Raw genomic sequence first — 25,379 nt, forward strand, 5'->3', positions numbered from 1 at the left:
CGGTGGTTCGGTCCTACGGTTGCAGGTCCCGGCGCATGCAGAGCCGGGGCCAGCGGTCCAGACCGTGCTCGGCCTCCTTGCGGCGGATCTCGCGCAGGCCGGGGGTGAGTTCCTCCCCGGCCAGCGGGCGGAAGCCGCAGCGGGCGTAGTAGGGGGCGTTCCAGGGCACCTCGGCGAAGGTGGTGAGGGTGAGCGCGGGGGCGTCGGCGGTCTCGGCGAGGTGCTCGATCAGCGCCCGGCCGATGCCGCGGCGGGCGTGGTCGGGGTGTACGGAGACCTGTTCGATGTGGAGCGCGCCGTCCACCGGCTCGGCCAGCAGGTAGGCGGCGACGGTTCCGTCGGGGGCCTCGGCGACCAGGGCGACGCCCCGGTCCAGGTAGTGCGCCAGCTCCTGCGGCGCGGGAGGTTCGTCCTCGGCGATCTCGGGCATGCCGATCGCGGCGAAGGGTGCGCCGGCGGCCCGCTCCAGCTCGGTGAGCAGCGGAAGTTCGTCCCTGGTGACGGCTCTGATTCGCATGCGTCCAGTCTGCTGCAGGCCGCTTTCGGCCACGGACGGTGGTTTCGTCGGCCAGTCCACAGTGGGGCGAATCGGACGAACTCGGGCAATCGGTGCTGCCATCAACTACCGTGTGGCAACGTCAAGGACACGCGGGCGTAACGATCGCGGTTTCTTGCAGAAACTTTCTGCAAGGACTTTCCGTCCTTCTTGTGCCGCTGTTAACTTCCTTCCCGAGCCCGACGGCAGCAACGGTGCGGTCGGTACGAGGCAGCCACATTATGCGCCTGTCTCCGAACATCTCGGGCACCCCCACCCTCCCAAGGAGTTCTCATGCGGCGTGGCATCGCGGCCTCTGCCCTCGTTGTGGCCCTCGCGGTCTCGATGGCTGCCTGTAGCAGCAGCGGCTCCAGCTCCGACGGCAAGGCCGACGGGCCGGTCACCCTCACGTACTGGGACACGTCGAACGCCACCAACGAGGCGCCGAACTACCAGGAGCTCGTCAAGAAGTTCGAGGCTGCGAACCCGAACGTCAAGGTCGACTTCGTCAACGTCCCGTTCGACCAGGCGCAGAACAAGCTGCAGACCGCCATGGGGGCCAAGGGCGCTCCGGACGTGTTCCGCTCCGAGGTCGGCTGGACCGCCGCCTTCGCCAAGGCCGGCTACCTCGAGCCGCTGGACGGCACCCCGGCCGCCGCCGACACCTCCGCCTTCCAGCCGAGCCTGATCCAGCAGGCCAAGTACGAGGGCAAGCTGTACGGCGTCCCGCTGGTGACCGACACCCTCGGCCTGATGTACAACAAGGAGCTGTTCGCCAAGGCGGGCATCACCGAGGCGCCGAAGACCTGGGACGAGCTGAAGACCGACGCCGCCGCCGTCAAGGACAAGGCCGGCGTGGACGGCTTCTGGCTGAAGGCCGCGGACGGCTACTACGCGCTGCCGTTCCTGTTCGGCGAGGGCACCGACACCGTCGACGCCGCCGGCAAGAAGATCACCATCACCTCGCCGGAGGCCGTCAAGGCCGTCGAGACCTACAAGACGATGTTCACCTCGCCCGGCACCGCCAAGGCCGACGTGACCACCGACGCCTACGCGCACATGATGGACGCCTTCAACAGCGGCAAGGTCGCGGCGATCATCCAGGGCCCCTGGGAGATCACCAACGTCTACAAGGGCTCGGCCTTCGCGGACAAGAGCAACCTCGGCATCGCCGCCGTCCCGGGAGGCTCTGCCGGCAAGGGCGGCGCCCCGACCGGTGGTCACAACATCTCCGTCTACGCGGGCGCCGACAAGGCCCACAAGGCCGCCGCGGAGAAGTTCGCCGCCTTCATGACCTCGGCCGAGAGCCAGGCGTTCATCGCGCAGAAGAACGCCACCCTGCCGACCCGCTCCGACGCCTTCACCGCCGACGTCAAGGCCGACCCGGGCATCGCCGGCTTCCAGGCCGTGCTGAGCAGCGCCAAGCCGCGCCCCGAACTGCCCGAGTACAGCTCGCTGCTGGCCTCGCTGAACACCAACCTGGGCAAGGTCGTCCAGGGTACGAGCACCCAGGACGCGCTGAACACCGTCGCCACCGACTACGCCAAGCTCCTGCCGGGCTTCGCCAAGTAGTCCCTGTGCCCGGCCCGCCGGCCGACGGGTGACGGGTGACGGTGGACGGGTGACGGCGGACGCGGGACGGCGAACGAACAACAGAGAACAGATTTCATCATCTGTCAGTTGTCATCTGTTCGCTGCCCGCCGTCCGCTGCCTCCCGCCACCGCCACCCGCCACCCCTCCGGCGAGCCGGGCCGTCGGCTCTCCCCCGAGAATCCCCCCGAGAAGGTGCAAACGATGTCAGTCGCCGTGCAGGGCGCCACCGACAAGGGCAGCCGGGAGCGCGAGCAGCGTCCGGGCCTGCTGGAACGCGTTAAGCGCTCCTACTCCAAGCACTGGTACGCCTACGCGATGATCGCGCCGGTCGTGCTGGTGCTCGGCGTGCTGGTGCTCTACCCGCTCGCCGAGGGCATCTGGCTCACCCTCACCGACGCCAACAGCCTCAACGTGGCCCGCAAGATCGGCGTCAACGAGATCCCGGCGAGCTACGAGTTCGTCGGCTTCCACAACTACGCCGACATCCTGTGGGGCCCCGGCTCGTACGACCGCTTCTGGTCGCACTTCGTCTGGACCATCGCCTGGACGGCCGTCTGCGTCTTCCTGCACTACACCCTCGGCCTCGGCCTCGCGCTGCTGCTCAACCAGAAGATGCGCGGTCGCGCCGCCTACCGGATGCTGCTCATCCTGCCCTGGGCCGTACCGACCTTCGTGACCGTCTTCTCCTGGCGCCTGATGCTCGCCGACGGCGGCGTCGTCAACGGCCTCCTCTCCTTCCTGCACCTGCCCGAGCCGGGCTGGCTCACCGACCCGTGGGCGCAGAAGGCGGCCGCGATCATGGTGAACACCTGGGCCGGCGTGCCGTTCATGATGATCTCGCTGCTCGGCGGTCTCCAGTCGATCCCGGCCGAGCTGTACGAGGCCGCCGAGATGGACGGCGCCACCGCCTGGCAGCGCTTCCGGTACGTCACCCTGCCCGGGCTGCGCTCCGTCTCCTCCACGGTCGTGCTGCTCGGCGTGATCTGGACGTTCAACCAGTTCAACGTGATCTTCCTGCTGTTCGGCACCGGCGCCCCCGACGCCCAGCTGCTGGTCACCTGGGCGTACCGGCTCGGCTTCGGCCAGATCCCCCGGGACTACGCGCAGTCCGCCGCCTACGGCGTGATCCTGCTGTCCATCCTGATCGTCTTCACCGCCTTCTACCGGCGCTGGCTCGCTCGCAACGAGCAGGCCAACGGCTGAGGCCCCGGACCCAGTTGACCCACGAAGGCAGGTAACCCGATGAGCACCACCACCGAAGTCCCGGCCCGCGCGGCGGCCCCGGCCGCCCGGCCCGCCAAGGTCCGCCGCCGCGGCGAGCGCAGCCCGCTGGCCCGGGCACTGTCCCACGGCACCCTGATCCTGGCCGGCCTGATCGCGCTGTTCCCGGTCGCGTGGATCCTGTTCGTCTCGCTCGGCCCGGACAAGACCGACTACCTCCACCCCGGCCAGATCTTCGACAAGCTGACGCTGTCGAACTACCAGCACGTGCTGTCCGACACCGACTTCTTCACCTGGTTCGGCAACGCCCTGCTGGTCTCCGGCATCACCACCGTGTTCGGCGTGATGCTCGCCGCCACCACCGGCTACGCCGTGTCCCGGATGAAGTTCCCCGGGCACAAGCCGCTGATGTGGTCGCTGCTGGTCACCCAGATGTTCCCGATCGCGGTGCTGATCGTGCCGATGTACACGATGCTCTCCGAACTCGGCCTGCTGGACAGCTACACCGGCCTGATCCTGGTCTACTCGACCACCACCGTGCCGTACTGCGCCTGGCTGCTGAAGGGCTACTTCGACACCATCCCGGTCGAGATCGACGAGGCCGGCCGGGTCGACGGGCTCAGCCCGTTCGGCACCTTCTGGCGGCTGGTGCTGCCGCTCGCCCGCCCGGGCCTGGCGGTGGCGGCCTTCTACTCCTTCCTCACCTACTGGGCCGAGGTGCCGTTCGCCTCCACGTTCATGCTCAGCTCCGACAAGTACACGTTGGCCGTGGGCCTCCAGACCTTCGTCAGCGAGCACGACGCCCAGTGGAACCTGATGGCCGCGACCGCCGTGCTGATCGCGATCCCGTCCGCGGCCTTCTTCTACCTGGTGCAGCGCCACCTGGTCACCGGACTGACCGCCGGTGCCTCCAAGTCGTAGCGCGCCGCCGCGTCGTCACGCGCCTCCACATCCCAGCGCCTTCCGCTCCTCTAGTCCCCAAGGGATACCGTCCATGACCCAGAACCTGGCCGACACCTCCCGGCCTGCCGCCGACACCGCTCACGAGGCGAACGTCAGCGCGTCCAGAGGCTGGTGGCGGGACGCGGTCATCTACCAGGTGTACCCGCGCAGCTTCGCCGACTCCAACGGCGACGGCATGGGCGACCTGCCCGGCATCCGCAGCCGCCTGCCCTACCTGCGCGACCTCGGGGTGGACGCGGTCTGGCTCTCGCCGTTCTACGCCTCGCCGCAGGCGGACGCCGGCTACGACGTCGCCGACTACCGCGCGGTGGACCCGATGTTCGGCACCCTGCTGGACGCCGACGCCCTCATCCGGGACGCCCACGACCTGGGCCTGCGGATCATCGTCGACCTCGTCCCCAACCACTCCTCGGACCAGCACGAGTGGTTCCAGCGCGCGCTGCGCGAGGGCCCCGGCTCCCCGCTGCGCGAGCGCTACCACTTCCGCCCCGGCAAGGGCGAGCAGGGCGAACTGCCGCCCAACGACTGGGAGTCCATCTTCGGCGGCCCGGCCTGGACCCGCACCGAGAACCCGGACGGCACCCCCGGCGACTGGTACCTGCACCTGTTCGCCCCGGAGCAGCCCGACTTCAACTGGGAGAACCCGGCCGTCGCCGACGAGTTCCGCTCGATCCTGCGGTTCTGGCTCGACATGGGCGTGGACGGCTTCCGCATCGACGTCGCCCACGGCCTGGTCAAGGCCCCCGGCCTGCCCGACCTCGGCGGCTCCGACCAGCTCAAGCTGCTCGGCAACGACGTCATGCCGTTCTTCGACCAGGACGGTGTGCACGAGATCTACCGCAGCTGGCGCGGGATCCTCGACGAGTACCCGGGCCAGCGGATCGGCGTCGCCGAGGCCTGGACCCCGACCGTCCAGCGCACCGCCAACTACGTCCGCCCGGACGAGCTGCACCAGGCCTTCAACTTCCAGTACCTGGGCACCGACTGGGACGCCACCGCGCTGCGCGAGGTGATCGACCTCTCGCTCGACTCGATGCGCCCGGTCGACGCCCCCACCACCTGGGTGCTGTCCAACCACGACGTCACCCGGCACGCCACCCGGTTCGCCAACGAACCCGGCCTCGGCACCCAGATCCGCACCCCCGGCGACCGCGAACTCGGCCTGCGCCGCGCCCGCGCCGCCACCCTGCTGATGCTCGCGCTGCCCGGCTCGGCGTACGTCTACCAGGGCGAGGAGCTCGGCCTGCCGGACGTCACCGACCTGCCCGACGAGGTCCGCCAGGACCCGTCGTTCTTCCGCCAGGCCGGCCAGGACGGCTACCGCGACGGCTGCCGCGTCCCGATCCCGTGGTCCGGCGCCGAGGCCCCGTACGGCTTCGGCCCGGTGGCCGGCGGACCGTCCTGGCTGCCGCAGCCGGCCGAGTGGGCCGGGCTGAGCGTCGAGGCGCAGACCGGCGACCCGACCTCCACCCTGGAGCTCTACCGCAGCGCGCTGGCCGTCCGCCGGGCCCAGCCCGACCTCGGCGCCGGCACCGGGGTCGAGTGGCTGGAGAGCCCCGAGGGCACCCTGGCGTTCCGCCGCGGCGCCTTCGTCTGCACCGTGAACACCACCGGGGAGCCGGTGCGGATCGCGGCCCCGGGCACGCTGTTGCTCGCCTCGGCCGACCTCGTGGTGGACGGCGGCGAGACGGTGCTCGCACCGGACAGCACCGGCTGGTGGGCGGTCTGACGTGGTTGGAATAGGCTCTGGGACCGTGACTACGGCGCGACTCTCAGACATCGCGGCGCAGGCGGGGGTCAGCGAAGCCACCGTCTCCCGCGTGCTCAACGGCAAGGCGAACGTTTCCGCCGCCACCCGGCAGACCGTTCTGGCGGCGCTGGACGTGCTCGGGTACGAGCGGCCGACCCGCCTGCGCCAGCGCAGCGCCGGGCTGATCGGTCTGATCACGCCGGAGCTGAGCAACCCGATCTTCCCGGCGCTGGCCCAGGTGATCGAGCAGGTGCTCAGCCGGCACGGCTACACCCCGGTGCTGTGCACCCAGACGCCGGGCGGGTCCACCGAGGACGAACTGGTGGACATGCTGGTGGACCGGGGAGTGGCGGGCATCGTCTTCGTCTCCGGGCTGCACGCCGACTCCACCGCCGACCACGACCGCTACGCCCGGCTGGCCGGGCGTGGGGTGCCGTTCGTGCTGATCAACGGCTACAGCGAGAAGATCGACGCGCCGTTCATCTCGCCGGACGACCGGGCCGCGATGTGGATGGCCGTCCAGCACCTGGCCGAACTCGGGCACGAGCGGATCGGGTTGGCCGTCGGGCAGCGCCGGTACGTGCCGGTGCTGCGCAAGATCGAGGGCTTCACGGCGGCGATGCGCGAGGTGCTCGGGCACAGCGCGGAATCGGCCGAGAACCTCGTCCACCACACGCTGTTCAGCGTGGAGGGCGGGCACGCGGCGGCCGGCGCGCTGCTCGACAAGGGCTGCACGGCGATCGTCTGCGGGAGCGACATGATGGCGCTCGGGGCGATCCGGGCGGTGCGCCAGCGCGGGCTGTCGGTGCCGCAGGACGTGTCGGTGGTCGGGTTCGACGACTCGCCGCTGATCGCCTTCACGGAGCCGCCGCTGACCACGATCCGCCAGCCGGTCGAGGCGATGGCCACGGCGGCGGTGGACGCGCTGCTGGAGGAGGTCGGCGGAAACGCCGCCCAGCGGGGCGAGTTCATGTTCCAGCCGGAGCTGGTGATGCGCGGGTCCACGGGGGCCTGCGCGCGCTGAATCCCGGCGGCCGCGGCCGACGCGCGGGCCCCGGAGGGCGGTTGCCCTCCGGGGCCCTTCGGCGTGCGCGCGGCCGGTCGTGGCGGCCGTCGGGTGGTCAGCCCTCCTGGGTGGTCGGCCGGTCGGCGGTCAGACGGTGCCCGTCGGCCGCGTCGCCGGTCCGGGTCTCGGTGCGGCGGCCGCGGGCCAGGTAGTCGCGCAGGACCAGTTCGACGGCGTCCTGGGGGTTCTTGGTGCCGGAGAGCATCATCACGTCGATCGCGAGGTTCGCGTCGAGGGTGACGGTGACCTGGGCCATGTGGACTCCTCCTCGGGTGTCCTCGGGTGTCCTCGGGTGCAGAGCAGCAGCATGCCCGTTGGAGCGGGGATCCACCACGGGGATACGGCCGGAGGTACGCCGGAACCCCCGGGGGGAGCGACCAGACTCTCCCCGGGGGCGTGGGTGGTCAGCGTTCGGGCGACAGCTGACAGATGATGAAATCTGTTACCTGTTACCTGTTACCTGTTACCTGTTACCTGTTACCTGTTACCTGTCAGCTGAAGCCCGTCGGCTGTCCGACTGCGCGCCGTACTCAGACCCGGCCGGCGAAGTCCGGGGCCCAGTTGGCGATGCTCTGCTCGCGGACGCCCGAGCTCGGGTTGGCGGCCTCGACGTACTTGCCGTTGCCGACGTAGATCGCGACGTGGTAGACGCCGGAGTCCTTGCCGTTGTTGGACCAGAACAGCAGGTCGCCCGGCTGGAGGCTGTCCAGCGAGACGTGGGTGCTGGCGGCGGCCTGGTCGGCGGCGACGCGCGGGACGGAGACGCCCGCGGCGCGCAGCGCGGCCTGGGTCAGGCCGGAGCAGTCCCAGCCGCCGTTGCCGGTGCCGCCGTAGACGTACGCCTGACCGACCTTCGACTCGGCGAAGGCGACCGCGGCGGCCATGCTGCCGGTGGCGGCCGGAGCCTGGGTCTGGGCCTGCGGCGCGGGCTTGGTGGCCGGCTTGGCGGCCGGGGCCGGGGTCTGCGCGGTCGGCTGGGCGTTCACGGCACCGCCGTTCGCGGACTGGCCGGACTTCTGGGAGCGGTCCGACCCGGTGGAGTCCGAGCCGTTCGCACCGCCGAAGGACAGCTGCTGGCCCGGGTAGATGGTGTCCGGGCCCTCGGTCAGGGTGCCGCGGTTGAGCTCGTACAGCCGCTGCCAGCCGCCCTGCACGTTGTGCTGGTCGGCGATCGAGGACAGCCAGTCGCCCTCGACCACGGTGTAGTCGCCGCCCTGGGCCTGCTGCTGACGCTTCTGGACCCAGTCGCCTCGGTTGCCGGAGGCGGTGGAGCCGGCGGTGGCCTGCGCGCCGTCCTGGGCGGGCGCGGCGGGCTTCGTGGCGGGGGCCTGGGGCTTCGCGGCCGGAGCGGCCGGCTTGGCGCTCTGGACGGGCGCGGCGGGCTTGGAAGCGGTCGAGCCCGTGGTCGAGCCCGCCGAGGTGTCGACGGCGGCCGGGGTGCCGCCCTTGGTCAGGCCGGCCTTGACGGAGCAGACGGGCCAGGCACCCGGGCCCTGCGAGGCGAGGACCTTCTCGGCGATCGCGATCTGCTGGTCCTTGGTGGCCAGGTCGGCGCGCGCCGCGTAGGCGGTGCCGCCGAAGGCGGACCAGGTGCTGGAGGTGAACTGGAGGCCGCCGTAGAAGCCGTTGCCGGTGTTGATGCTCCAGTTGCCGCCGCTCTCGCACTGGGCGACCTTGTCCCAGGTGGCGACGGAGGCGGCCGAGGCGGTGCCCGAGGTGAGGCAGGGGACGGTGAGGCCGACGCCCGCGACGCCGAGGGCGGCGATCACGCGGCGGGTGCGGCTGGGCAGGCTGGTGCCGTTGGTGGGCAGCATGAAGACGGAGTCCTCTCCCACGCCTGCGAGGTGAGCTGTCGGATTCGGGCTGGAGTTGCCCGGCCGCGCTGGTGGGCGCGGCTTCACCCCTAGCCCTGGACCGTTCCGGAGACCGGTCCGGGGCGACTTACCTGTGGGTCCCCCGCTCCTGCCGTGGTGCGTTTTCGCGCTGCCAGGACATCCGACGGCAGGACTCGGCGTCGCGGATGAACCGGGTTCGTGTGGTCACGAACGGGGAGCACGTTAATCAGACTCAAGTTCAAACTGCAAACCACTGTGATGTGCATCACGGTTTAGTGGGAACTGCCAAAATTGCTGCCACCCATGATCGCAAATGATCGTTTTCGGGCAATGTCGTTGCTGAAGTCGACAACTGGCTTCACCTCAGGGCTGACGTGACGGCGCGTCGAGTCGCGGAGTCGGCGCACCCTGACGGTGGGGGAGTGGTCACGATTCGAACGCCTGGGCCCGCGCTCCCTATTCCGTTTCAAATACCGCCAGAACGGACATTCCGCGCCATTTTCGCGTCATTGTCGTCCGCATCCCGGCGGGAGGGTGGCACGGGAGGGGCGACCCGGGAGGGACGACGCTCGGGCGGTGGGAGTGGGAGGGGTAAAGCGAAGGGCCCGGAACGCAAGCCGTTCCGGGCCCTTCGGAGCGCGCCGAGCGGCGCGCGGAGTCGACTACTGCCCGGCGGGCGCCTCGGCGGCCGCGTGGGCGCCGCGAGCACCCTCCACGACCCCCTCGGCCTCGGCGGCGGCCGCCGCCTCCGCCTCGGCCCGCGCCAGGTCCTCCGGGGACGGCGTGGGCAGCGCGGCCAGGTACGTGGAGGCGATCAGCTGGCCGACCGACGGGTACGAGCCCAGCGGCGCGGCCGACGGGCAGCCGGTCTCCTCGGCGGCGGTGGCGAGCAGCTCGGAGTCCGCCTCCGGGCCGATCACCAGCGGGGCCAGCGCCGGGCGCTGCGAGCCGGTCTCCCTGAGGTGGTTGACGGCCGCGGCCACCGAGCCGGGCACGTCGAGCGCGGCGGCGACGACCGGCACGGCCAGTCGGGCGGCCAGCAGCACGCCGGTGATGCCGGCCGCCGCGGCGGCGTCCTCGCCGCCGACGGTGGTCAGCACCACGCCGTCCGCGGCGGTCGCGATGGCGAACAGCCGGGCGCGGTCGGCCCGGGCCAGCCCGGCCTCGGACAGCCGGACGTGCACGGCCTCGGCCAGCAGCGGGTGCGGGCCCAGCGGGTCGGTGACGGGTGCGCCGTACTCGGCGGCGAGCGCGTGAAGCTCGGTCAGGAAGGTGTGCGGGCCGGGCACCAGCGGCACCAGGACGGGCATCGGCAGCCCGGCCTCGGCGGCCAGGGTCAGCAGCTCGGCCACGGTGCGGTCCTCGCCGTCCGCGCCCTCGGTGCCGTCACCCGGGAGGTAGCCGACCGCGGTCTGGACGCCGTTCTGCTCGGTGCGGACGATCGAGAGCAGCTCCTCGACGACCGAGCGGGACTCGGGCCCGGCGGTCGCGGGCACGGCGAGCACCAGGGCCGGGGCGCCGGCCGGGATCTCGGGGCGCTCGGGACGACGGTGGCGCCCCCGCGCACGGGAGCCTGGAGTGCGGACGGGCAGTGGCGCGCCCGGGATGGCTGCGGTGCTCATGCCGGAGATCGTAGGACATCTGCCCGTCAGGCTTGCAGTCGGCTGCCGTGCGGGATTCACGTGAGCGCCGTGCGGACCCGGTGCGTCCTCGGCGTCGGTCCGGGCGCTTTGCCTACAATCCGGACATTCTTCGCCCAACCCCCGCATGGTCGCCCGTGGTTGTCTCGACGTGATCCGAGGGGCGGGCGTTGCACCCGGGGCGCGTGAGATGTCTCACAGCATGAGGGTGGTTTGACTGAGGGTCACGGGCATGCGACTCCCGGCATTCGAAGATCAACATTCGGCGGGGAGGTGCTCACGGCCGGTTATCGCAAACTCGGCGATTCCATCGGCTATGTCCGTTTACGTACCGTCAGGAGAAGGGTCCGTGAAGAGTTCGCGCCTGCGGATAAAAGGCCTCGTGCACCTGCAATGTCTCGTGCTGATGCACGTGCACTGCAGCTATCATCGCGTCAAGTGAGGCGTTGTGCCGGACCGGTACGGGGCCGGTCCGTTCGTTTCGGCGGTGCCGGGGGCGCCGCGCTGGACGACAACTCCGGAGCTCTTCGGGAGACTTCTATGCACGACTCGCAGGACACGCACGGTTCGTACGACACCTACAACGGGATGGCCGCCGCCGATCTCCAGGGGGTGGTCTGGCAAAAGAGCCTGCACAGCAACTCCCAGGGCAACTGCGTCGAGTTCGCGGCCCTGCCGGGCGGCGACGTGGCGATGCGCAACTCGCGCTTCCCGGACGGACCGGCCCTCATCTACACCCGGGCCGAGATCGCCGCCCTGCTGCTGGGGGCGAAGGACGGGGAGTTCGACCACCTGGCGGTCTGACCGGCCGCCGTGCTCCACCATCGGGGGGCCGTCGTGGGTGCCGACACCACGACGGCCTTTGTCTTTTCCTTGCTCCGGACGACCCCTTCTTCGGACGACCTCCGCTACGGAGGCCTCGTCCGGCGGCGTCCCAAGGAGCCGTGCGGCCGTCCCGCCGCCCTGGGCCGCTCGCGGGCCGACGGCACCGGAAGGTCTCGGCGGGGCCTGGTGGAAGGGCCCGGAGTGTGGTCCTCCCGGGGCTTCCCGCGACCGGCCACACGCCGTCAGGCGCAGGGGCCGTCCCGGGTGGCAGGGTCCGTCCCGGGTGCACGGGTCCGTCCCGCCTGCGCGGCCCGTCCTAGGCCGAGCGCCGATGCCGTCCGCCGACCTCGACGGGCCCGTCGAGCGGTGAGCGGCCGCCGAGCCCGGGGTGTCCGTCCAGCGGATAGCCGCCGACCGTCTCCGCCTCGAACATCGCCCAGACCACCTTGCCGCTGCCCAGCGGGTGCCAGCCCCAGGAGCGGCTGAACGACTCCACCAGGTGCAGCCCGCGGCCCGACTCGGCGACGAAGTCGGCCTCCCGGGCGACCGGGCCGATGCTGCTCGGATCGCTCACCGCGCAGACCACCTGGGGTGCGCGGTGCACGAGGCTTATTCGGATCGGGAGCCGGCCGTCCGCGGTCGGCTGTATGGGAAAGTCGTACTCGCCCTGGGCGCCGCCCGACGGGTCGGGCCGTGCGCCGATCGCATGCCGGAGCGCGTTGGTCACGAGTTCCGAGGCCACCAGCGCGACGTCGTCGAACAGCTCCGTCAGGCCCCAGCGCTGGAGCGTGCTCCGAGCGAAGTCGCGCGCGGTTCTGACGGCTTCGAAGCGAGGAGCGAGCGTGCAGGTGACCACAAGGGGGTCAACCGCCAAGGCCGTACCGGTGCTCATGAAGAGCTCCTCCCATAAGGGGGCGGACACGGCTGGACCCGCCGGGGTCATGCCGGTCACCTCCGACTCGCTCGGCCGCTCGGCCGCCCCCTCGACCAGGCGCGCGCGCACTCGAACGCCCGATGACGCGGGGGACGCCGTCGGGTCGGTGCACGGAGTCGCGCGTGGGGTCGACGCGGAGCCCGCGGGATTGCCAGGGATGTGCAGGTGCACGTGCACCATGGTGGTGTGCGCTCACTGCAGATGCAAGAGTCGATTCACGTGCAGTCGCACTATTGGCATATGCAAGCGCCGAATGCACGTGCATCCTGGTGTGTGGAGCGTAGAACTGATAGGAACATCCGTCAGTATCGGCACCGTGAGCGCTCAACTGATGGCAGACTGTGCGCTGTTTGCCCTAGGTGGAGGTTTCGACCGCATGACCACAGTTCAGCCGGGCGGCGGCTCGATGGTCCGCCGGATCCTCCTCGGCTCGCAGCTGCGCCGCCTGCGCGAGGCGCGCGGCATCACCCGCGAGGACGCGGGCTACGCGATCCGGGCCTCCGAGTCCAAGATCAGCCGCATGGAACTCGGCCGCGTCAGCTTCAAGGAGCGTGACGTCGCCGACCTGCTCAGCCTGTACGGCGTGGACGACGGCATCGAGCGGGAAGCCCTGCTCGGCCTCGTCCGCGAGGCCAACAAGTCCGGCTGGTGGCACAGCTTCAACGACGTGCTGCCGGGCTGGTTCCAGACCTACGTCGGCCTGGAGGAGGCCGCCCAGCTGATCCGCACCTACGAGGTGCAGTTCATCCCCGGGCTGCTCCAGTCCGAGGAGTACGCACGGGCGGTTTTCGGCCAGAGTCGGCCGGTCATCAGCGAGGAGGAGGTCGAACGGCGGGTCAGCCTCCGGCTGCGCCGCCAGAAGCTGCTGGCCGAGGGCGCCAGCCCGCGCCTGTGGGCGGTCATCGACGAGGCCGCGCTGCGCCGGCCGGTCGGCGGGCCCAAGGTGATGCGCGGTCAGGTGCAGTACCTGATCGACGTCGCCGAGCAGGCCAACGTGGTGATCCAGGTCATGCCGTTCCGGTTCGGCGCGCACGCGGGCGAGTCCGGGGCGTTCACGATCCTGCGCTTCCCGGAGCAGGACCTCGCGGACGTGGTCTACCTGGAGCAGCTCACCAGTGCGCTCTACCTGGACAAGCGCGACGACGTCGACGCCTACATCCAGGTCATGGAACGGCTCTGCGTGGACAGTCTCACGCCGGAGCGCACGATCGACCTGCTCGCCTCGATCCTGAAGGAACGCTGAGCCGCTGCCGTCCGGGGCCTGTGAACCGCCTCTCTCACGAGGCCCCCCGGCAGTCGGTCGCCAGGCCGTCCACCCGCGGTCAGCCGCGGGCCGGCGGCCGTTCGCGTTCCGGCGGCGACGGCTGCGGCGGGCGGCCCAGCTCCCAGGGCAGGTCGTAGCGGCGGAAGAGGTCGGCCCGGATCGGTGCCAGCGGGATCTCGGCGCCCGGCAGCAGCACCCCGATGCAACCGCCCATCAGCGCGCTGCGCAGCACCGCGTGCTCGGCGACCGGGTCGGGTGCGCCCCAGTCCCGCAGCAGCCCCTGGAGGATCGCGCCGAGCTGTTGCTGCTCAGGGTCCTGGACGAAGGCGCCGGTGTCCGGGTCGAGGATCAGTGCCAGGTGGGAGCGCATCACCCGGGGGTGGTCCAGTGCCAGTCCGAGTACGGCGTCGATCGCCCGGGCCAGCCGGGCGTCGGGGGAGGCGTCGGGGGCCAGTTCCGCCAGCGCGCCGGCCAGCGCCTGGTGCATCATCCGGTGCGTCGCGGACTGCATCAGCAGCCGTTTTCCGTCGAAGTAGTAGGAGGGCAGCCCGCGGGCGAGCCCGGCCCGCTCGGCGATGTCGGTCAGCGTGGTGCCCGCGTAGCCGCGCTGGTCGACCAGCTCGACGGTGGCCCGCATGATGCGGCGGCGGGAGCGCTGCCGCATCTCCTCATTGACCGAATCCCCGCGAGGTGCCATCGTGTCTGCTCCGAACGTTCATTGGTTTCGAGCCAATATACTTGCGGAGCCGAAAGCCGCACCGAGGAACCGTGCCCCGAGGGGCGTGGTCCGGGCGGCCGCCACGAAGACGGCCGGCTCCACCGACACGGGGGTTTGGTGGAGCCGGCTCCATGGCCCCGCGGCCCGGATGCCGACCGCGCGGGGCCGGGGGGTCAGTGCCCGGTCAGGACTTCGGTCCGGGTCTCGGTCGACCCGACCGGTGCGCTCACGGGGTCAGGCGCGGTCACGGGGTTCGGCTCGGTCACGGGAGCCGACGCGCGGCGCCGGTCGACCACGGCGCCCACCGCCGCGACCGCCAGGCCGAGGAGTGCGACCGCCGTGACGAACAGCAGCGCCGGCCGGTAGCCGTCCAGCTGGGCCTGCGGACTGTCGCCGCCCGCGCTGCCGGCCGTGATCATCGCCGTCGCTCCGGCCAGCACCACCGCGGTGCCGACCTGGATGGCGGTGTTCACCAGGCCCGAGGCCAGGCCCTGCTCCTCGTCGGCCACGCCGGCGGTGGCGGCGATGTTCACCGAGGGGAAGGCGAACGCGAAGCCCACGCCGAGCAGCAGCATCGAGGGCAGCACCAGGACCGGGTACGAGCTGTGCTCGTCCAGCCGCAGGAACAGCGCGAACGCGGCGACCAGCGAGAACACGCCGATCGGCAGCAGCCGCCCGGTGCCGAAGCGGTCCACGATCGGGCCCATGAAGGGGGCCGAGAGCGCGATGATGGCCCCCGCGGGGAGCAGCCCGAGGGCCATCTCCAGGGCCGACCAGCCGAGCAGGTGCTGGAGGTAGAGGGTGACCACGAACTGGAACCCGCCGTACGCGCCGGTCATCGCGAAGGCGACCACGTTGGCCCGGGCGACCGAGCCGTTGCGGAAGATGCCGAGCCGGACCAGCGGGTGCGCGGTGCGGCTCTCCACCCGGAGGAAGGCGGCGGCCAGCGCGGCGACGACGAGCAGCGAGCCGAGGGTGCGCGGGCTCAGCCAGCCGGCGCCCTGGGCCTCGGTGACGGTGAAGACCAGCAGCAGAACGGTCGCGGTGCCGGTGATCGCGCCCAGCGCGTCGTAGCCGCCCTTGGCGCGCTCCTCGACCGGCCGGGGGAGCAGCCGGACGGCGAAGAGCAGGGCGAGCAGCGCGACCGGGACGGGCATCAGGAAGGTCCAGCGCCAGCCGACCGAGGTGAGCAGGCCGCTGAGCACCAGTCCGAGCGAGAAGCCGCTGGCGCCGCAGGTGGTGTAGATCGACAGCGCGCGGTTGCGGGCCGGGCCCTCCGCGAAGGTCGTGGTGATGATCGACAGGCCGGCCGGGGCGGTGAAGGCGGCGCTGACGCCCTTGAGGAAGCGGGCCGCGATCAGCAGGCCGCCGTCGTCGACCAGGCCGCCGACCAGTGAGGCGGCGGCGAACACGCCCAGGGCCACCAGGAACACCCGGCGGCGGCCGAGCAGGTCGGCGGCGCGGCCGCCGAGCAGCAGCAGGCCGCCGTAGCCGAGTACGTAGCCGGAGACCACCCACTGCAGGGCGGAGGTGGACAGGTGCAGGTCGGCGCCGATGGACGGCAGGGCGACGCCCACCATGGAGACGTCCAGGGCGTCCAGGAACATGGCGGCGCAGAGCACGATCAGGGTGCCCCAGAGGCGGGGAGTCCAGTGCGGCCCGCTGGTTGACGGGGCGTCGGGTGACGTGACGGTCGCGGTGGTCATGGAGAGGACAGTACATGCACATGCATTGAATGCAAGGGCATTAAATGTAGCTGCAACAATTGCCTGTGCATGCTAGGGTGGCGGGGTGGCTGAACTCGACTCCCCGGCGGAGGCCGGTCTCGTCGCGCAGTGGCGCGAGCTGCTGGCCCGGCAGGCCGCCGCGGCCTGCGCGCTCGACCGCGAGCTGGGCGACCGGTGCGGGCTGGGCATGAGCGAGTTCGAGGTGCTGGAGCGCCTCGTCGAGGAGTGCGGCGGCGGCAGGCCCGCGGTGCGGGTGAGCGAGCTCGCCCACACCGTCCACCTGAGTCAGAGCGCGCTCTCCCGGCTGATCGCCCGCCTGGAGAAGGCCGGGCTGGTCACCAGGGCGATGTGCGAACGCGACCGGCGAGGTGTCCTGCTCACCCTCACGGAGGCCGGCCGGGGGCGCTACGAGCAGGCCAGGCCGCTCCACCGCCAGGTGCTGGAGGAGACCCTCGGCGACGGGCGCGGTCCGTCCTGCTTGCCATCCTCCACCGACTGACTGTTCGTCAGAGATGCTTCGCTGGGGCGGAGTCGGCCCCGCAGCGACGCTCGGCGACTCAGAGCAGTGAGTGAAGCCCCGGCGCCGCGGCCAGCAGGAGGACCACGGCGGGCGCGGCGAGTGCCGCCAGGGTGAGCCGCAGCCGGTGCGGGACGGAGAGTCGCGGACGGCCCGCGAGCAGCCGGTCCACCCGCTTCGGGGACTGCGCCAGGCCGGGCGGGCAGGAGCCGAACACTCCACGGTCCAGGTTGAGTTCGGCCAGCGCGAGGGCGGTGGTGTGCCGGCCGTGCCGACGGGCGGCCCGGTCGTCGGCGGCCAGCTCGACCAGCTCCGCGACCTGGTCCCGGAACGCCCTGAACACGCCGACCCCGGGGAAACCGGAGGCGAGCGCCTGGGCGAACTGCTGGAGCCAGTGGTGCCGCGCCCGGACGTGGCCCCGCTCATGGCTCAGCACCGCCGCCAGCTCCCGGTCGGTCAGCTGCTGGAGGGCCCCGGTGGTGACCACCAGCCGGGAGTCCGGCCCGGGCAGCGACCACGCCTCCGGGCGGACGTTCTCCAGCACCACCAGCCGCTCCCGGCGGCTCCGCGCGGCCTCGATGGTGTCCGGCAACTCCGGGGACCGGGTCGACAGTTGGGCGTGCCGGCGATCGCGCAGCGCCTTGGCCGTGCGGACCTCCCGGGTGAGCGCCAGCACCGTCTGCACCCCGCCCGCGGCCAGTACCGCGGCGCACAGCCGTCCCCAGCCCTCGCCGTCCTGGAGGGCGTACGCGGCTTCCACGCCGTGCGGTGCGCCCGCGAACACCAGCGCGCGCAGTTCCGGCAGGGCGGCGGAGGCGGCCAGCAGCAGGCCCAGCGCGCAGCAGAGCAGCACGGCCACCACCAGGCACTGCCACACCAGCAGGGCCAGCACCGGTTCGCGCTCCGCCCAGCGGGCCCGGGACAACAGCCGGGGCGCGACGGTCGAGAGCAGCAGGCCGAGCAGCAGCAGGCCGATCAGGGCAGGCATCGATGGGCTCCCCGAGTACGCACGGAACGCGACAGCGCGCTCCCTGCCAACCTATGCGCTGGCGACGCCCGGTGGAACGGCTTTCGACGGGCCAGTGACCAACGCCACGCCACCGCGGGGGCCTTGGGTGTCGGCGACCGGGGCGGCAGGCGGGTCGGCGGGCCTGGTGTGCGGTCGTCACATGGTCAGGAGCATGGCGAACATGCCGATCCCCATGGTGAGTCGACAGGCCTGCGGCAGTCCGGCGGTGCCGACCGCGAGGGTGCCCGCCGGTGTGCGCAGCAACCGGCTTCCGGTCCAGATCGTGTAGCCGCCGAAGTAGAGGAGGAGCGCGCCGGTCAGCGCCGGAAGGCCCAGGGCTGCGGCGTGCCGGTGCCCGTGGCCGGAGGCGGTCGCCATCGCGAGGCCCATGTACGTCATGGCGAGCGCGCCGACCGCGTGGTGCAGCCGGTGTGCCCGGCCGGCCGGGGCGTGGGCGGCGGCGAGCAGGAAGGCGGCGGCGGGGAGGCCGAAGAGTCCGGCCCAGACGGCGGGTGGGACGGTGGCGCCGGTGATGGCCATCGCGGCCATGCCGAGCCCCATCAGGGCCTCGGCGGCGTCGGACTCCCGGGCGAGCGGTCGGTGTGTGCCGCCCGGGGCACAGGGGGAGTGGCGCAGCCGGGTCAGGCAGGAGGTGCCGGCCCCGGCGGCGAGGAGGGCGAGGAGCCAGTTGACCAGGGTGGGTCCGTGCAACGGCGGCCTCCCGGGGCGGTGGGCGACCCCCGTGCGCGGCGACGGACGTCCGGTCCACGATCACCGCACCCGGCAGCGCGCGACCAGAGCGCGTACGGGGGCGCACGGTGGTGCCCACCGTTGCGAAAGCCCCGGCCGCACACCTGTCGCACACCCGGCCGCACCCCAGGGCCGCCTCCGGCGCGAGGGGCGCTCAGCCCTGGAGCCGCCCCGAGGCGACCACCCGGCTGAGGAACCGCCGGGTCCGCTCCTCCTGCGGATCGCCGAACACCTGCTCCGGCGGCCCCTGTTCGAGCACCACCCCGCCGTCCAGGAAACAGACCTGGTCGGCGACCTCGCGGGCGAACCCCATCTCGTGGGTGGAGAGGACCATCGTCATCCCCTGCTCCTTGAGGTCCCGCACCACCGACAGCACCTCGCCGACCAGCACCGGGTCGAGCGCCGCGGTGATCTCGTCCAGGAGCAGCAGCCGCGGCCCGGTGGCCAGCGCGCGCACGATGGCGACGCGCTGCTGCTGCCCGCCCGAGAGTCGGTCCGGGTACTCCTTGGCCTTGGCCGCCAGCCCGAGCCGGTCGAGCAGCTCCAGCGCCCGCGTCTGCGCCTCGGCCCGGGCGACCCGGTGCACCCGGCGCGGCGCGAGCGTGATGTTCTCCAGCACCGTCAGATGGGGGAACAGGTTGTACGACTGGAACACCACGCCGATCCGGCGCCGCACGGCGTCCTCGTCCGCGCGCGGATCGGTGATCTCCTCGCCGTCCAGGAAGATCGCCCCGTCGTCGATCCCCTCCAGCAGGTTGACGCAGCGCATCAGCGTGGACTTGCCGGAGCCGGAGGCCCCGATCAGCGCCGTCACCGAGTGCTCGGCCACGGTGATGTCCACGTCGCGCAGCACCACCTGTTCGCCGAAGGTCTTGCGCACCGACTCCAGCCGGAGCACCTCGCTCGACGTCACACCGCACCTCCCTGCGTCTGGCGGCGGTTCATCCGGGCGGTCAGCCAGTCGGCGAACCGGGTCAGCGGAAAGGTCAAGATGATGAACACCAGCCCCGCCACCAGGTACGGCGTGAAGTTGAACGACCGGGCCGCGATGATCTTCGCCGCGTACACCGCGTCGATCGCGCCGCCGATCGAGACCAGCCCGGTGTCCTTCTGGAGGCTCACCAGGTTGTTGAGCAGCGGCGGCACCACGCGCCGGACGGCCTGCGGCAGCACCACGTACCGCATCGCCTGCGCGTTGGTCAGCCCCAGCGACCGGGCCGCGGCCCGCTGGCTGGGGTGCACCGACTCGATGCCGGAGCGGAACACCTCCGACACGTACGCCGAGTACGTCAGCACCAGCGCCGCACCGCCCAGCAGCAGCGGATCGGTGGTCACGCCGGTCAGCCGCAGCGCCGGCACCCCGGTGATCATCACCAGCAGGCAGATGATCATCGGCAGCCCGAGGAAGAAGTCCACGTACGCGGTGGCCAGCAGCCGCACCGGCAGGAAGACCGGCCCGCGCAGCGTCCGCAGCACCGCCAGCAGCAGCCCGAACAGCAGGATCAACGCCCCGCAGCCGAGCATCAGCTCCAGGTTCAGTCGCAGCCCCCGCAACACCTCGGGCAGCGCCTGGCGGGCGTAGTCGAGGTTGAAGAAGGTCCGCCGAGTCACCTCCCAGCCGGGGGAGTTGACGACCAGCAGGTACAGCACCACGGCCGTCGCCAGGGTCGACGCGGTGGCGATCAGCGCCGAGCGGCGGGCCCGGGAACGCCGGTACGCCTCGTGCGCCAGCCGGCGCTCGGACGGGCGGTAGCCGTCCTCGACGGCCGGCGCCCCGGCCCGCCCCTCCGGCGCCTTGGCGAGCTCAACCGAACCCGCGCCGCCCGAGGACTCCCCACTCACTCCGGGGCCCAGATCAGCGCTCACTTCAGCACCGGTGCCGAGACGGCGTCGGAGAGCCACTGCTTCTCCAGCTTCGCCAGCGTGCCGTCGGCGCGCAGCGCGTCCACCGCCTGCGAGACGCAGCCGGTCAGCTTGGAGCCCTTGTCCAGCACCAGGCCGAACTGCTCGGCCTTCGCGGCCGCCTCGAACTGGCCGACCACCTGGGCCTCGGGCACCTCGGCGCCGGTGATGTAGAAGGCCGTCGGCAGGTCCACCACGAGGGCCTCGATCTGGCCGTTCTTGAGCGCGGCCTTGGCCAGGTCGTTGGAGTCGAAGACGGCCGGCTGGACGCTCGGCTTGATGGTGTCGGTGATGGTGTCCAGGCTCGTGGTGCCGACCTGCGCGCCCAGCTTGGTGCCCTTGAGGTCGGCGATGCTCTTCGCGCCCGCCGCCTTGGAGTTCTTCAGCGCGATGACGGTCTGGCGCACGTCGTAGTAGCCGGAGGAGAAGTCCACCGCCTGCTTGCGCTCGTCGCTGACGGACACCTGGTTGATGTCGAAGTCGAAGTCCTTGGCGCCCGGAGCGGTCGCCTTGTTGAACGGCGCGACCACCCAGCTGACCTTCTCCTTCGGGTAGCCGAGCTTCTCGGCGACCGCGTAGGCCACGGCGGACTCGAAGCCCTTGCCGTTCTCCGGCTTGTCCTCGGAGAACCACGGGTCGTACGCGGGCTTGTCGGTGCCGACGGTCAGCGTCCCGGTGGTGCGCGTCGCCAGCGCCCCCGGCGCGCAGCCCGCCGCGGAACCGGCCGCGCCCGAGGCGCCGGAGGCGGCGTCGGACGTCGAGTCCTGCGGCGCGCAGGCGGTCAGCACGGCCGCGGCGGCGACCAGCGCGGCGATGGGCAGTACGGCGGACGGCTTGCGGAGGGTCATGACGGGGCTCCAGGGAAGGACCGGCGGGACGGGAACGAGGAGGGCACGGGAGGGCGCGACGGGCGGCCCGCATCCCGGCGGGTCACTTCCCCCCGGTGGCGGCGCCGGAACACACGCGGCATGGTCGGCGTACGGGCGCGCGTCCGCGGCGCCCCCCGAGCCGGACCGGCGGCAGCCGGGTCGGCGGCAAACCGGTCAACAACAGCGGCGACAGCGGCAGCGCGGGCCGCGCGAGCGACGGCGACGGCAGACGTGCCGGCCGCGGACGTGCCGACGGGAGGGCGCCCGGAAGGGGCCGTCGTGGCGTTCGGCCACCGTGATCACCGCCGGGAGCATGCGGGGAGGTTCGCATCACAACGGCACATCTGTCCAGAACATCCAGATCTCAGTCCACATGCCGGACAACCCGCTTCCCGCCGAAGGTTTCGACGCCGGAGCGGCAGTGCACGGGAGTTTTGTCGGTCCTGACCCCCTTGAACAGGAGAACCTTTCGTACTTATGGTGTGCTCGTTGAAATAACTCCTGTCGAAGTGAGTCCACGATGCAGAATCTTTCGCCAAGGCTCGCTGTGGCGGCCGACGCCCCGGTCTCGACCCTCGCCGGCCACCCGGCCTGGCTGCGCCTGAAGGAGGCCGTCGAGACGCTGCGCCCGCTCCAGTCGAAGGACGGCTCGATCGACCTGTCCGCCGTCCAGCGGCACACGGTCGACCCGCTGGTCGCCACCGTCCGCGCCGCCGTCGAGGAGCTCGCCCCGAACTTCCCGCACGACGCCGCCTACCTCGCCGCCGTCGACGCGGACCTCGCCAAGTGGGCCGACACCGGCTACCGCGAGCCCGACTTCCTGGACTCGCTGCTCGCCTTCCACCCCGCGGACCAGCGCGAGGACGGGCTCGAGCACCTGGTCGTCTTCCCGATGTACACCCAGAACGGCAACCCGGACCGCAACCTGGAAGCCGTCCTGCTGAGCGTCGTGTGGCCCGACTGGCTGGCCGAGCTGGAGCGCACCCGCTTCGACAACCCGATGTTCGTACCGATCACCTTCACGGACTTCACCGCCGGCTACGACACCAACTCCGCGGTGCTCTTCCCCGAGACGGTCGCCGTGCGCAAGGCGCCGGAACGTTTCACCTGGGGCGGCATCTTCTGCGACCGCGAGGCGGCCCGCTTCCGCGCCGTCTCCACCAGCGCCGTCCAGCAGCTCGGCCTGGAGATCCCGGCCGACGCCGAGGGCCTGCTCGAGGACCAGCAGCGCGCGCAGGAGACCTTCGTCCTGTGGGACCTCATCCACGACCGCACCCACAGCCACGGCGACCTGCCGTTCGACCCCTTCATGATCAAGCAGCGCAGCCCGTTCTGGATGTACGGCCTGGAGGAGCTCCGCTGCGACCTCACCACCTTCAAGGAGGCGGTGCAGCTGGAGGCCGAGGGCAACCCGCACGCCCGCGACGTCCAGTACGCGGTCCTCTTCGACCGCCTGTTCCGCTTCCCGGTCTCCGGTGACCGGGTGCGCAACTACGACGGCATGGGCGGCCAGCTGCTCTTCGCCTACCTGCACAAGCACGACGCGCTGCGCTGGCGCGACAACCGCCTCAGCATCGACTGGGAGCGCGCCCAGCAGGTCACCAACGCGCTCTGTGCCGAGATCGAGACCCTCTACCGCGACGGCATCGACCGGCCCAAGTCGGCCCACTGGATCGCCGCCTACGAGCTGGTCTCCCGCTACCTCACCCCGCACCCGGCCTCCACCTGGGCGAAGGGCACCGAGGCCCTGCCGCTCGACATCACCGAGGGCAAGGCCCTCAACAAGGCCCTGTGCGACGCCGTGCTTCCGGACGAGTTCCCGCTGAGCATGTTCTACGAGGCCCTCAACAAGAAGCTGAGCGGCGTCATCGCCGCCACCGCCGGCATCACCGGCGCCGGGATCCAGGGAGCCGCCGCGTGACCACCTCCACCAACGCCCCGCTGGCCGGCAAGGTCATCGCCGTCGCCGGAGCCAGCGGCCCGGCCGGCCGCGCCGTGCTGCGCCGCCTCACCGCCGACGGCGCCACCGTGATCGGCGCCGACATCGACCCCCAGCGGCTGGAGTCCGCCCTGGACGCCACCCGGGTGGCCGTCCCCGGAGCCAAGGTCAGCGGCCAGGTGATCGACCTGCTCGACCCGCAGGAGGTCCACGACTGGGCCGACCACCTCGAGTCCGAGCACGGCCACGTCGACGGCCTGTTCCACCTGGTCGGCGGCTGGCGCGGCAGCAAGACCTTCTTCGACAGCCGGCTGGACGACTGGGACTTCCTGCACGACACCGTCGTGCGCACCCTCCAGCACACCTCGCTGGCCTTCCAGCCCGCGCTGGTCCGCAGCACCGCCGGCCGCTACGCCATGATCTCCGCCTCGGCCGCGCACAAGCCCACCGCCGGCGGCGCCGCCTACGCGGCCGCCAAGGCCGCCACCGAGGCGTGGACCCTCGCCATGGCCGACTCCTTCAAGAAGGAGACCACCGCCCCCGACGGCGAGCCCACCGCGGCGGCTGCGATCCTGGTCATCAAGGCGCTGGTCAGCCCCGAGATGCGGGCCGAGAAGCCGGAGGCGAAGTTCGCCGGCTTCACCGACACCGCCGACCTCGCCGGACACCTCGCGGGCCTCTGGGACCGCCCCGCAGCAGAACTGAACGGACAGCACCTGTGGTTGACCCCACGATGACCGACCCCACCCGTACGGACGCGGTACGGCGGCACGACCCCGCCGTCCGGGGCTTCGCCAGCGACAACTACGCCGGCGTGCACCCGGAGATCCTCGCCGCGATCGCCCTCGCCAACGGCGGCCACCAGGTCGCCTACGGCGAGGACGACTACACGGAGCACCTCCAGGAGGTCTTCCGCCGCCACTTCGGCGAGAAGGCCGAGGCCTACCCCGTCTTCAACGGCACCGGTGCCAACGTGGTCGCCCTCCAGTCGCTGCTCCCGCGCTGGGGCGCGGTGGTCTGCGCCGAGACCGCCCACATCCACGTGGACGAGGGTGGCGCACCGGAGAAGATGGGCGGCATCAAGCTGCTCACCGTCCCCACCCCGGACGGCAAGCTCACCCCCGAGCTGCTCGACCAGCAGGCCTGGGGCTTCGGCGACGAGCACCGCGCGCAGCCGCTCGCGGTCTCCATCACCCAGAGCACCGAGCTCGGCACCCTCTACACCGCCGACGAGATCCGTGCGATCACCGAGCACGCCCACCAGCTGGGCATGCTCGTCCACGTGGACGGCTCCCGCCTGGCCAACGCCGCCGCCTCGCTCGACCTGCCGCTGCGCGCCTTCACCACGGACGTGGGCGTCGACGTGCTCTCCTTCGGCGGGACGAAGAACGGTCTGCTGTTCGGCGAGGTCGTGGTGGTGCTCAACCCGGAGCGGGTGCGCAACATCAAGTACCTGCGCAAGACCTCGATGCAGCTCGCCTCGAAGATGCGCTTCGTCTCCGTCCAGTTCGAGGCGCTGCTCTCCGGCGACCTCTACCTCCGCAACGCCGGCCACGCCAACGCGATGGCCCGCCGCCTGGAGGCCGCGGTCCGGAAGATCGACGGCGTCGAGGTCGTCCGCCCGGTCCAGGCGAACGCGGTGTACGCGATCCTCCCGCGTGAGGTGAGCGAGCGGCTCCAGAAGCGCTACCGCTTCTACTTCTGGAACGAGCACACCGGCGAGGTCCGCTGGATGTGCGCCTTCGACACCACGGAGGCCGACATCGACGCCTTCGCGGCGGCCATCGTCGAGGAGATGGGCCGCGCCTGACGGCGCTCGAACGACGGATCGTCCCGTCCCGCGACAGCGGGGCGGGACGATTTGCATGTGGCGGGCCGGTCCCCGTACAGTTCCGGAGTCGCCGCGGGAGACTGGGGCGACAAAGCGGAAAGCGAATCCGATGAATGAAACTCCGGAAAACGGAGCGGAAAACATCTGATAAGCTGGAAACACGAAAGAACGAAGCCCGGAGGGTCCGCTGGAAGGCGGCCCGAAGGAAGCGTCCGTTCCTTGAGAACTCAACAGCGTGCCAAAAGTCAACGCCAGATATGTTGACATCCCCGGCCTCAGGTTTCCTGGGGTTGGAGATTCCTTTTGAAATAAACACTAGCGAGGACGCAGTGCGCGGGGCCGCCCTATTCCGGTGGTTGCCGTGCCGCTCAACGCGGGTGTCGACCCGATTACGGGTAAACATTCACGGAGAGTTTGATCCTGGCTCAGGACGAACGCTGGCGGCGTGCTTAACACATGCAAGTCGAACGGTGAAGCCCTTCGGGGTGGA

General features: G+C 71.4%; 22 protein-coding genes, 1 rRNA gene, 1 pseudogene and 1 riboswitch. Of the genes and pseudogenes, 12 read left to right on the forward strand and 12 right to left on the reverse strand.

Features of this window, described 5'->3' with window-relative positions; all coding sequences use genetic code 11:
* Positions 1-13 precede the first annotated feature (13 nt).
* A complete protein-coding gene (locus ACGF13_RS18160; RefSeq protein ID WP_392875693.1) occupies positions 14-517 on the reverse strand; it encodes a GNAT family N-acetyltransferase in 504 nt (167 codons plus the stop codon).
* Between the two features lie 312 nt (positions 518-829).
* Here ACGF13_RS18160 and ACGF13_RS18165 point away from each other — a divergent pair, with 312 nt between their 5' ends.
* The 5 genes from ACGF13_RS18165 to ACGF13_RS18185 all read left to right on the forward strand — a co-directional run bounded on the left by ACGF13_RS18165 (position 830) and on the right by ACGF13_RS18185 (position 7,087).
* On the forward strand, positions 830-2,107 hold the full coding sequence (locus ACGF13_RS18165; protein WP_392875696.1) for an extracellular solute-binding protein: 1,278 nt from the start codon (positions 830-832) through the stop codon (positions 2,105-2,107).
* 223 nt (positions 2,108-2,330) lie between these two features.
* Positions 2,331-3,332, forward strand: coding sequence for a carbohydrate ABC transporter permease (locus ACGF13_RS18170; RefSeq protein ID WP_392875699.1), 1,002 nt, complete (start codon positions 2,331-2,333; stop codon positions 3,330-3,332).
* Positions 3,333-3,371: 39 nt separating this feature from the next.
* Complete coding sequence (locus ACGF13_RS18175) at positions 3,372-4,271, forward strand: sugar ABC transporter permease (RefSeq protein ID WP_392875702.1); 900 nt, start codon at positions 3,372-3,374, stop codon at positions 4,269-4,271.
* A gap of 73 nt (positions 4,272-4,344) precedes the next feature.
* Complete coding sequence (locus ACGF13_RS18180) at positions 4,345-6,042, forward strand: glycoside hydrolase family 13 protein (protein WP_392875705.1); 1,698 nt, start codon at positions 4,345-4,347, stop codon at positions 6,040-6,042.
* Positions 6,043-6,067: 25 nt separating this feature from the next.
* Positions 6,068-7,087: a LacI family DNA-binding transcriptional regulator gene (locus tag ACGF13_RS18185; RefSeq protein ID WP_392875707.1), complete on the forward strand. Its 1,020-nt coding sequence runs from the start codon at positions 6,068-6,070 to the stop codon at positions 7,085-7,087.
* 97 nt (positions 7,088-7,184) lie between these two features.
* Here ACGF13_RS18185 and ACGF13_RS18190 read toward each other — a convergent pair whose 3' ends face one another.
* From ACGF13_RS18190 to ACGF13_RS18200, 3 genes are all read right to left on the reverse strand, one after another.
* On the reverse strand, positions 7,185-7,385 hold the full coding sequence (locus ACGF13_RS18190) for a hypothetical protein (RefSeq protein ID WP_392875710.1): 201 nt from the start codon (positions 7,383-7,385) through the stop codon (positions 7,185-7,187).
* 274 nt (positions 7,386-7,659) lie between these two features.
* Entirely contained in the window at positions 7,660-8,964 is a 1,305-nt protein-coding gene (locus ACGF13_RS18195) for a transglycosylase family protein (RefSeq protein WP_392875713.1), read from the reverse strand.
* Positions 8,951-9,112: riboswitch (cyclic di-AMP (ydaO/yuaA leader) on the reverse strand. Its footprint overlaps the gene before it by 14 nt.
* Positions 9,113-9,626: 514 nt before the next feature.
* Positions 9,627-10,586: a sirohydrochlorin chelatase gene (locus ACGF13_RS18200; protein ID WP_392875716.1), complete on the reverse strand. Its 960-nt coding sequence runs from the start codon at positions 10,584-10,586 to the stop codon at positions 9,627-9,629.
* 558 nt (positions 10,587-11,144) lie between these two features.
* Here ACGF13_RS18200 and ACGF13_RS18205 point away from each other — a divergent pair.
* Positions 11,145-11,408, forward strand: a complete 264-nt coding sequence (locus ACGF13_RS18205; protein WP_392875719.1) for a DUF397 domain-containing protein — start codon at positions 11,145-11,147, stop codon at positions 11,406-11,408.
* A 448-nt stretch (positions 11,409-11,856) separates the two neighbouring features.
* Here the strand turns inward: ACGF13_RS18205 and ACGF13_RS18210 are convergent.
* A pseudogene (locus ACGF13_RS18210) lies at positions 11,857-12,321 on the reverse strand (ATP-binding protein); the annotation flags it as partial.
* 418 nt (positions 12,322-12,739) lie between these two features.
* Between ACGF13_RS18210 and ACGF13_RS18215 the strand changes: the two are divergent.
* Positions 12,740-13,606 (forward strand): helix-turn-helix transcriptional regulator, encoded by an 867-nt coding sequence (locus tag ACGF13_RS18215; protein WP_188297256.1) that lies wholly within the window; start codon positions 12,740-12,742, stop codon positions 13,604-13,606.
* A 79-nt stretch (positions 13,607-13,685) separates the two neighbouring features.
* On the opposite strand, the gene ACGF13_RS18220 is transcribed toward ACGF13_RS18215, so the two are convergent.
* Both ACGF13_RS18220 and ACGF13_RS18225 read right to left on the reverse strand, forming a co-directional pair.
* Positions 13,686-14,291 (reverse strand): TetR/AcrR family transcriptional regulator, encoded by a 606-nt coding sequence (locus tag ACGF13_RS18220; RefSeq protein WP_392875722.1) that lies wholly within the window; start codon positions 14,289-14,291, stop codon positions 13,686-13,688.
* 227 nt (positions 14,292-14,518) lie between these two features.
* Complete coding sequence (locus ACGF13_RS18225; protein WP_392875725.1) at positions 14,519-16,051, reverse strand: MFS transporter; 1,533 nt, start codon at positions 16,049-16,051, stop codon at positions 14,519-14,521.
* An 85-nt stretch (positions 16,052-16,136) separates the two neighbouring features.
* On the opposite strand from ACGF13_RS18225, the gene ACGF13_RS18230 reads away from it, so the two are divergent.
* Positions 16,137-16,571, forward strand: coding sequence for a MarR family winged helix-turn-helix transcriptional regulator (locus ACGF13_RS18230; RefSeq protein WP_392875728.1), 435 nt, complete (start codon positions 16,137-16,139; stop codon positions 16,569-16,571).
* A gap of 58 nt (positions 16,572-16,629) precedes the next feature.
* Here the strand turns inward: ACGF13_RS18230 and ACGF13_RS18235 are convergent, their stop codons facing one another.
* From ACGF13_RS18235 to ACGF13_RS18255, 5 genes are all read right to left on the reverse strand, one after another.
* Positions 16,630-17,577: a M56 family metallopeptidase gene (locus ACGF13_RS18235; RefSeq protein WP_392875731.1), complete on the reverse strand. Its 948-nt coding sequence runs from the start codon at positions 17,575-17,577 to the stop codon at positions 16,630-16,632.
* Positions 17,578-17,754: 177 nt separating this feature from the next.
* Positions 17,755-18,309 carry a DUF5134 domain-containing protein gene (locus ACGF13_RS18240; protein WP_392875734.1) on the reverse strand — a complete coding sequence of 185 codons (555 nt, stop codon included), beginning with the start codon at positions 18,307-18,309 and terminating at the stop codon, positions 17,755-17,757.
* Between the two features lie 193 nt (positions 18,310-18,502).
* Positions 18,503-19,261, reverse strand: coding sequence for an amino acid ABC transporter ATP-binding protein (locus ACGF13_RS18245; protein WP_392875737.1), 759 nt, complete (start codon positions 19,259-19,261; stop codon positions 18,503-18,505).
* Entirely contained in the window at positions 19,258-20,079 is an 822-nt protein-coding gene (locus ACGF13_RS18250; protein ID WP_392875826.1) for an amino acid ABC transporter permease, read from the reverse strand. Before ACGF13_RS18250 ends, ACGF13_RS18245 begins: the two co-directional genes overlap by 4 nt.
* Positions 20,080-20,210: 131 nt before the next feature.
* Positions 20,211-21,098: an ABC transporter substrate-binding protein gene (locus ACGF13_RS18255; RefSeq protein ID WP_392875739.1), complete on the reverse strand. Its 888-nt coding sequence runs from the start codon at positions 21,096-21,098 to the stop codon at positions 20,211-20,213.
* Positions 21,099-21,639: 541 nt separating this feature from the next.
* On the opposite strand from ACGF13_RS18255, the gene ACGF13_RS18260 reads away from it, so the two are divergent.
* The 4 genes from ACGF13_RS18260 to ACGF13_RS18275 all read left to right on the forward strand — a co-directional run.
* On the forward strand, positions 21,640-23,040 hold the full coding sequence (locus ACGF13_RS18260; protein WP_392875742.1) for a DUF6421 family protein: 1,401 nt from the start codon (positions 21,640-21,642) through the stop codon (positions 23,038-23,040).
* Positions 23,037-23,795, forward strand: coding sequence for an SDR family NAD(P)-dependent oxidoreductase (locus ACGF13_RS18265; RefSeq protein ID WP_392875745.1), 759 nt, complete (start codon positions 23,037-23,039; stop codon positions 23,793-23,795). The genes ACGF13_RS18260 and ACGF13_RS18265 overlap by 4 nt, the downstream gene beginning before the upstream one ends.
* Positions 23,792-24,868 (forward strand): threonine aldolase family protein, encoded by a 1,077-nt coding sequence (locus tag ACGF13_RS18270; protein WP_392875748.1) that lies wholly within the window; start codon positions 23,792-23,794, stop codon positions 24,866-24,868. The genes ACGF13_RS18265 and ACGF13_RS18270 overlap by 4 nt, the downstream gene beginning before the upstream one ends.
* 423 nt (positions 24,869-25,291) lie before the next feature.
* A 16S ribosomal RNA gene (locus tag ACGF13_RS18275) occupies positions 25,292-25,379 on the forward strand; the annotation flags it as partial.

The organism is Kitasatospora sp. NPDC048286, assembly GCF_043201735.1.
Taxonomy (GTDB): Bacteria; Actinomycetota; Actinomycetes; order Streptomycetales; family Streptomycetaceae; genus Kitasatospora.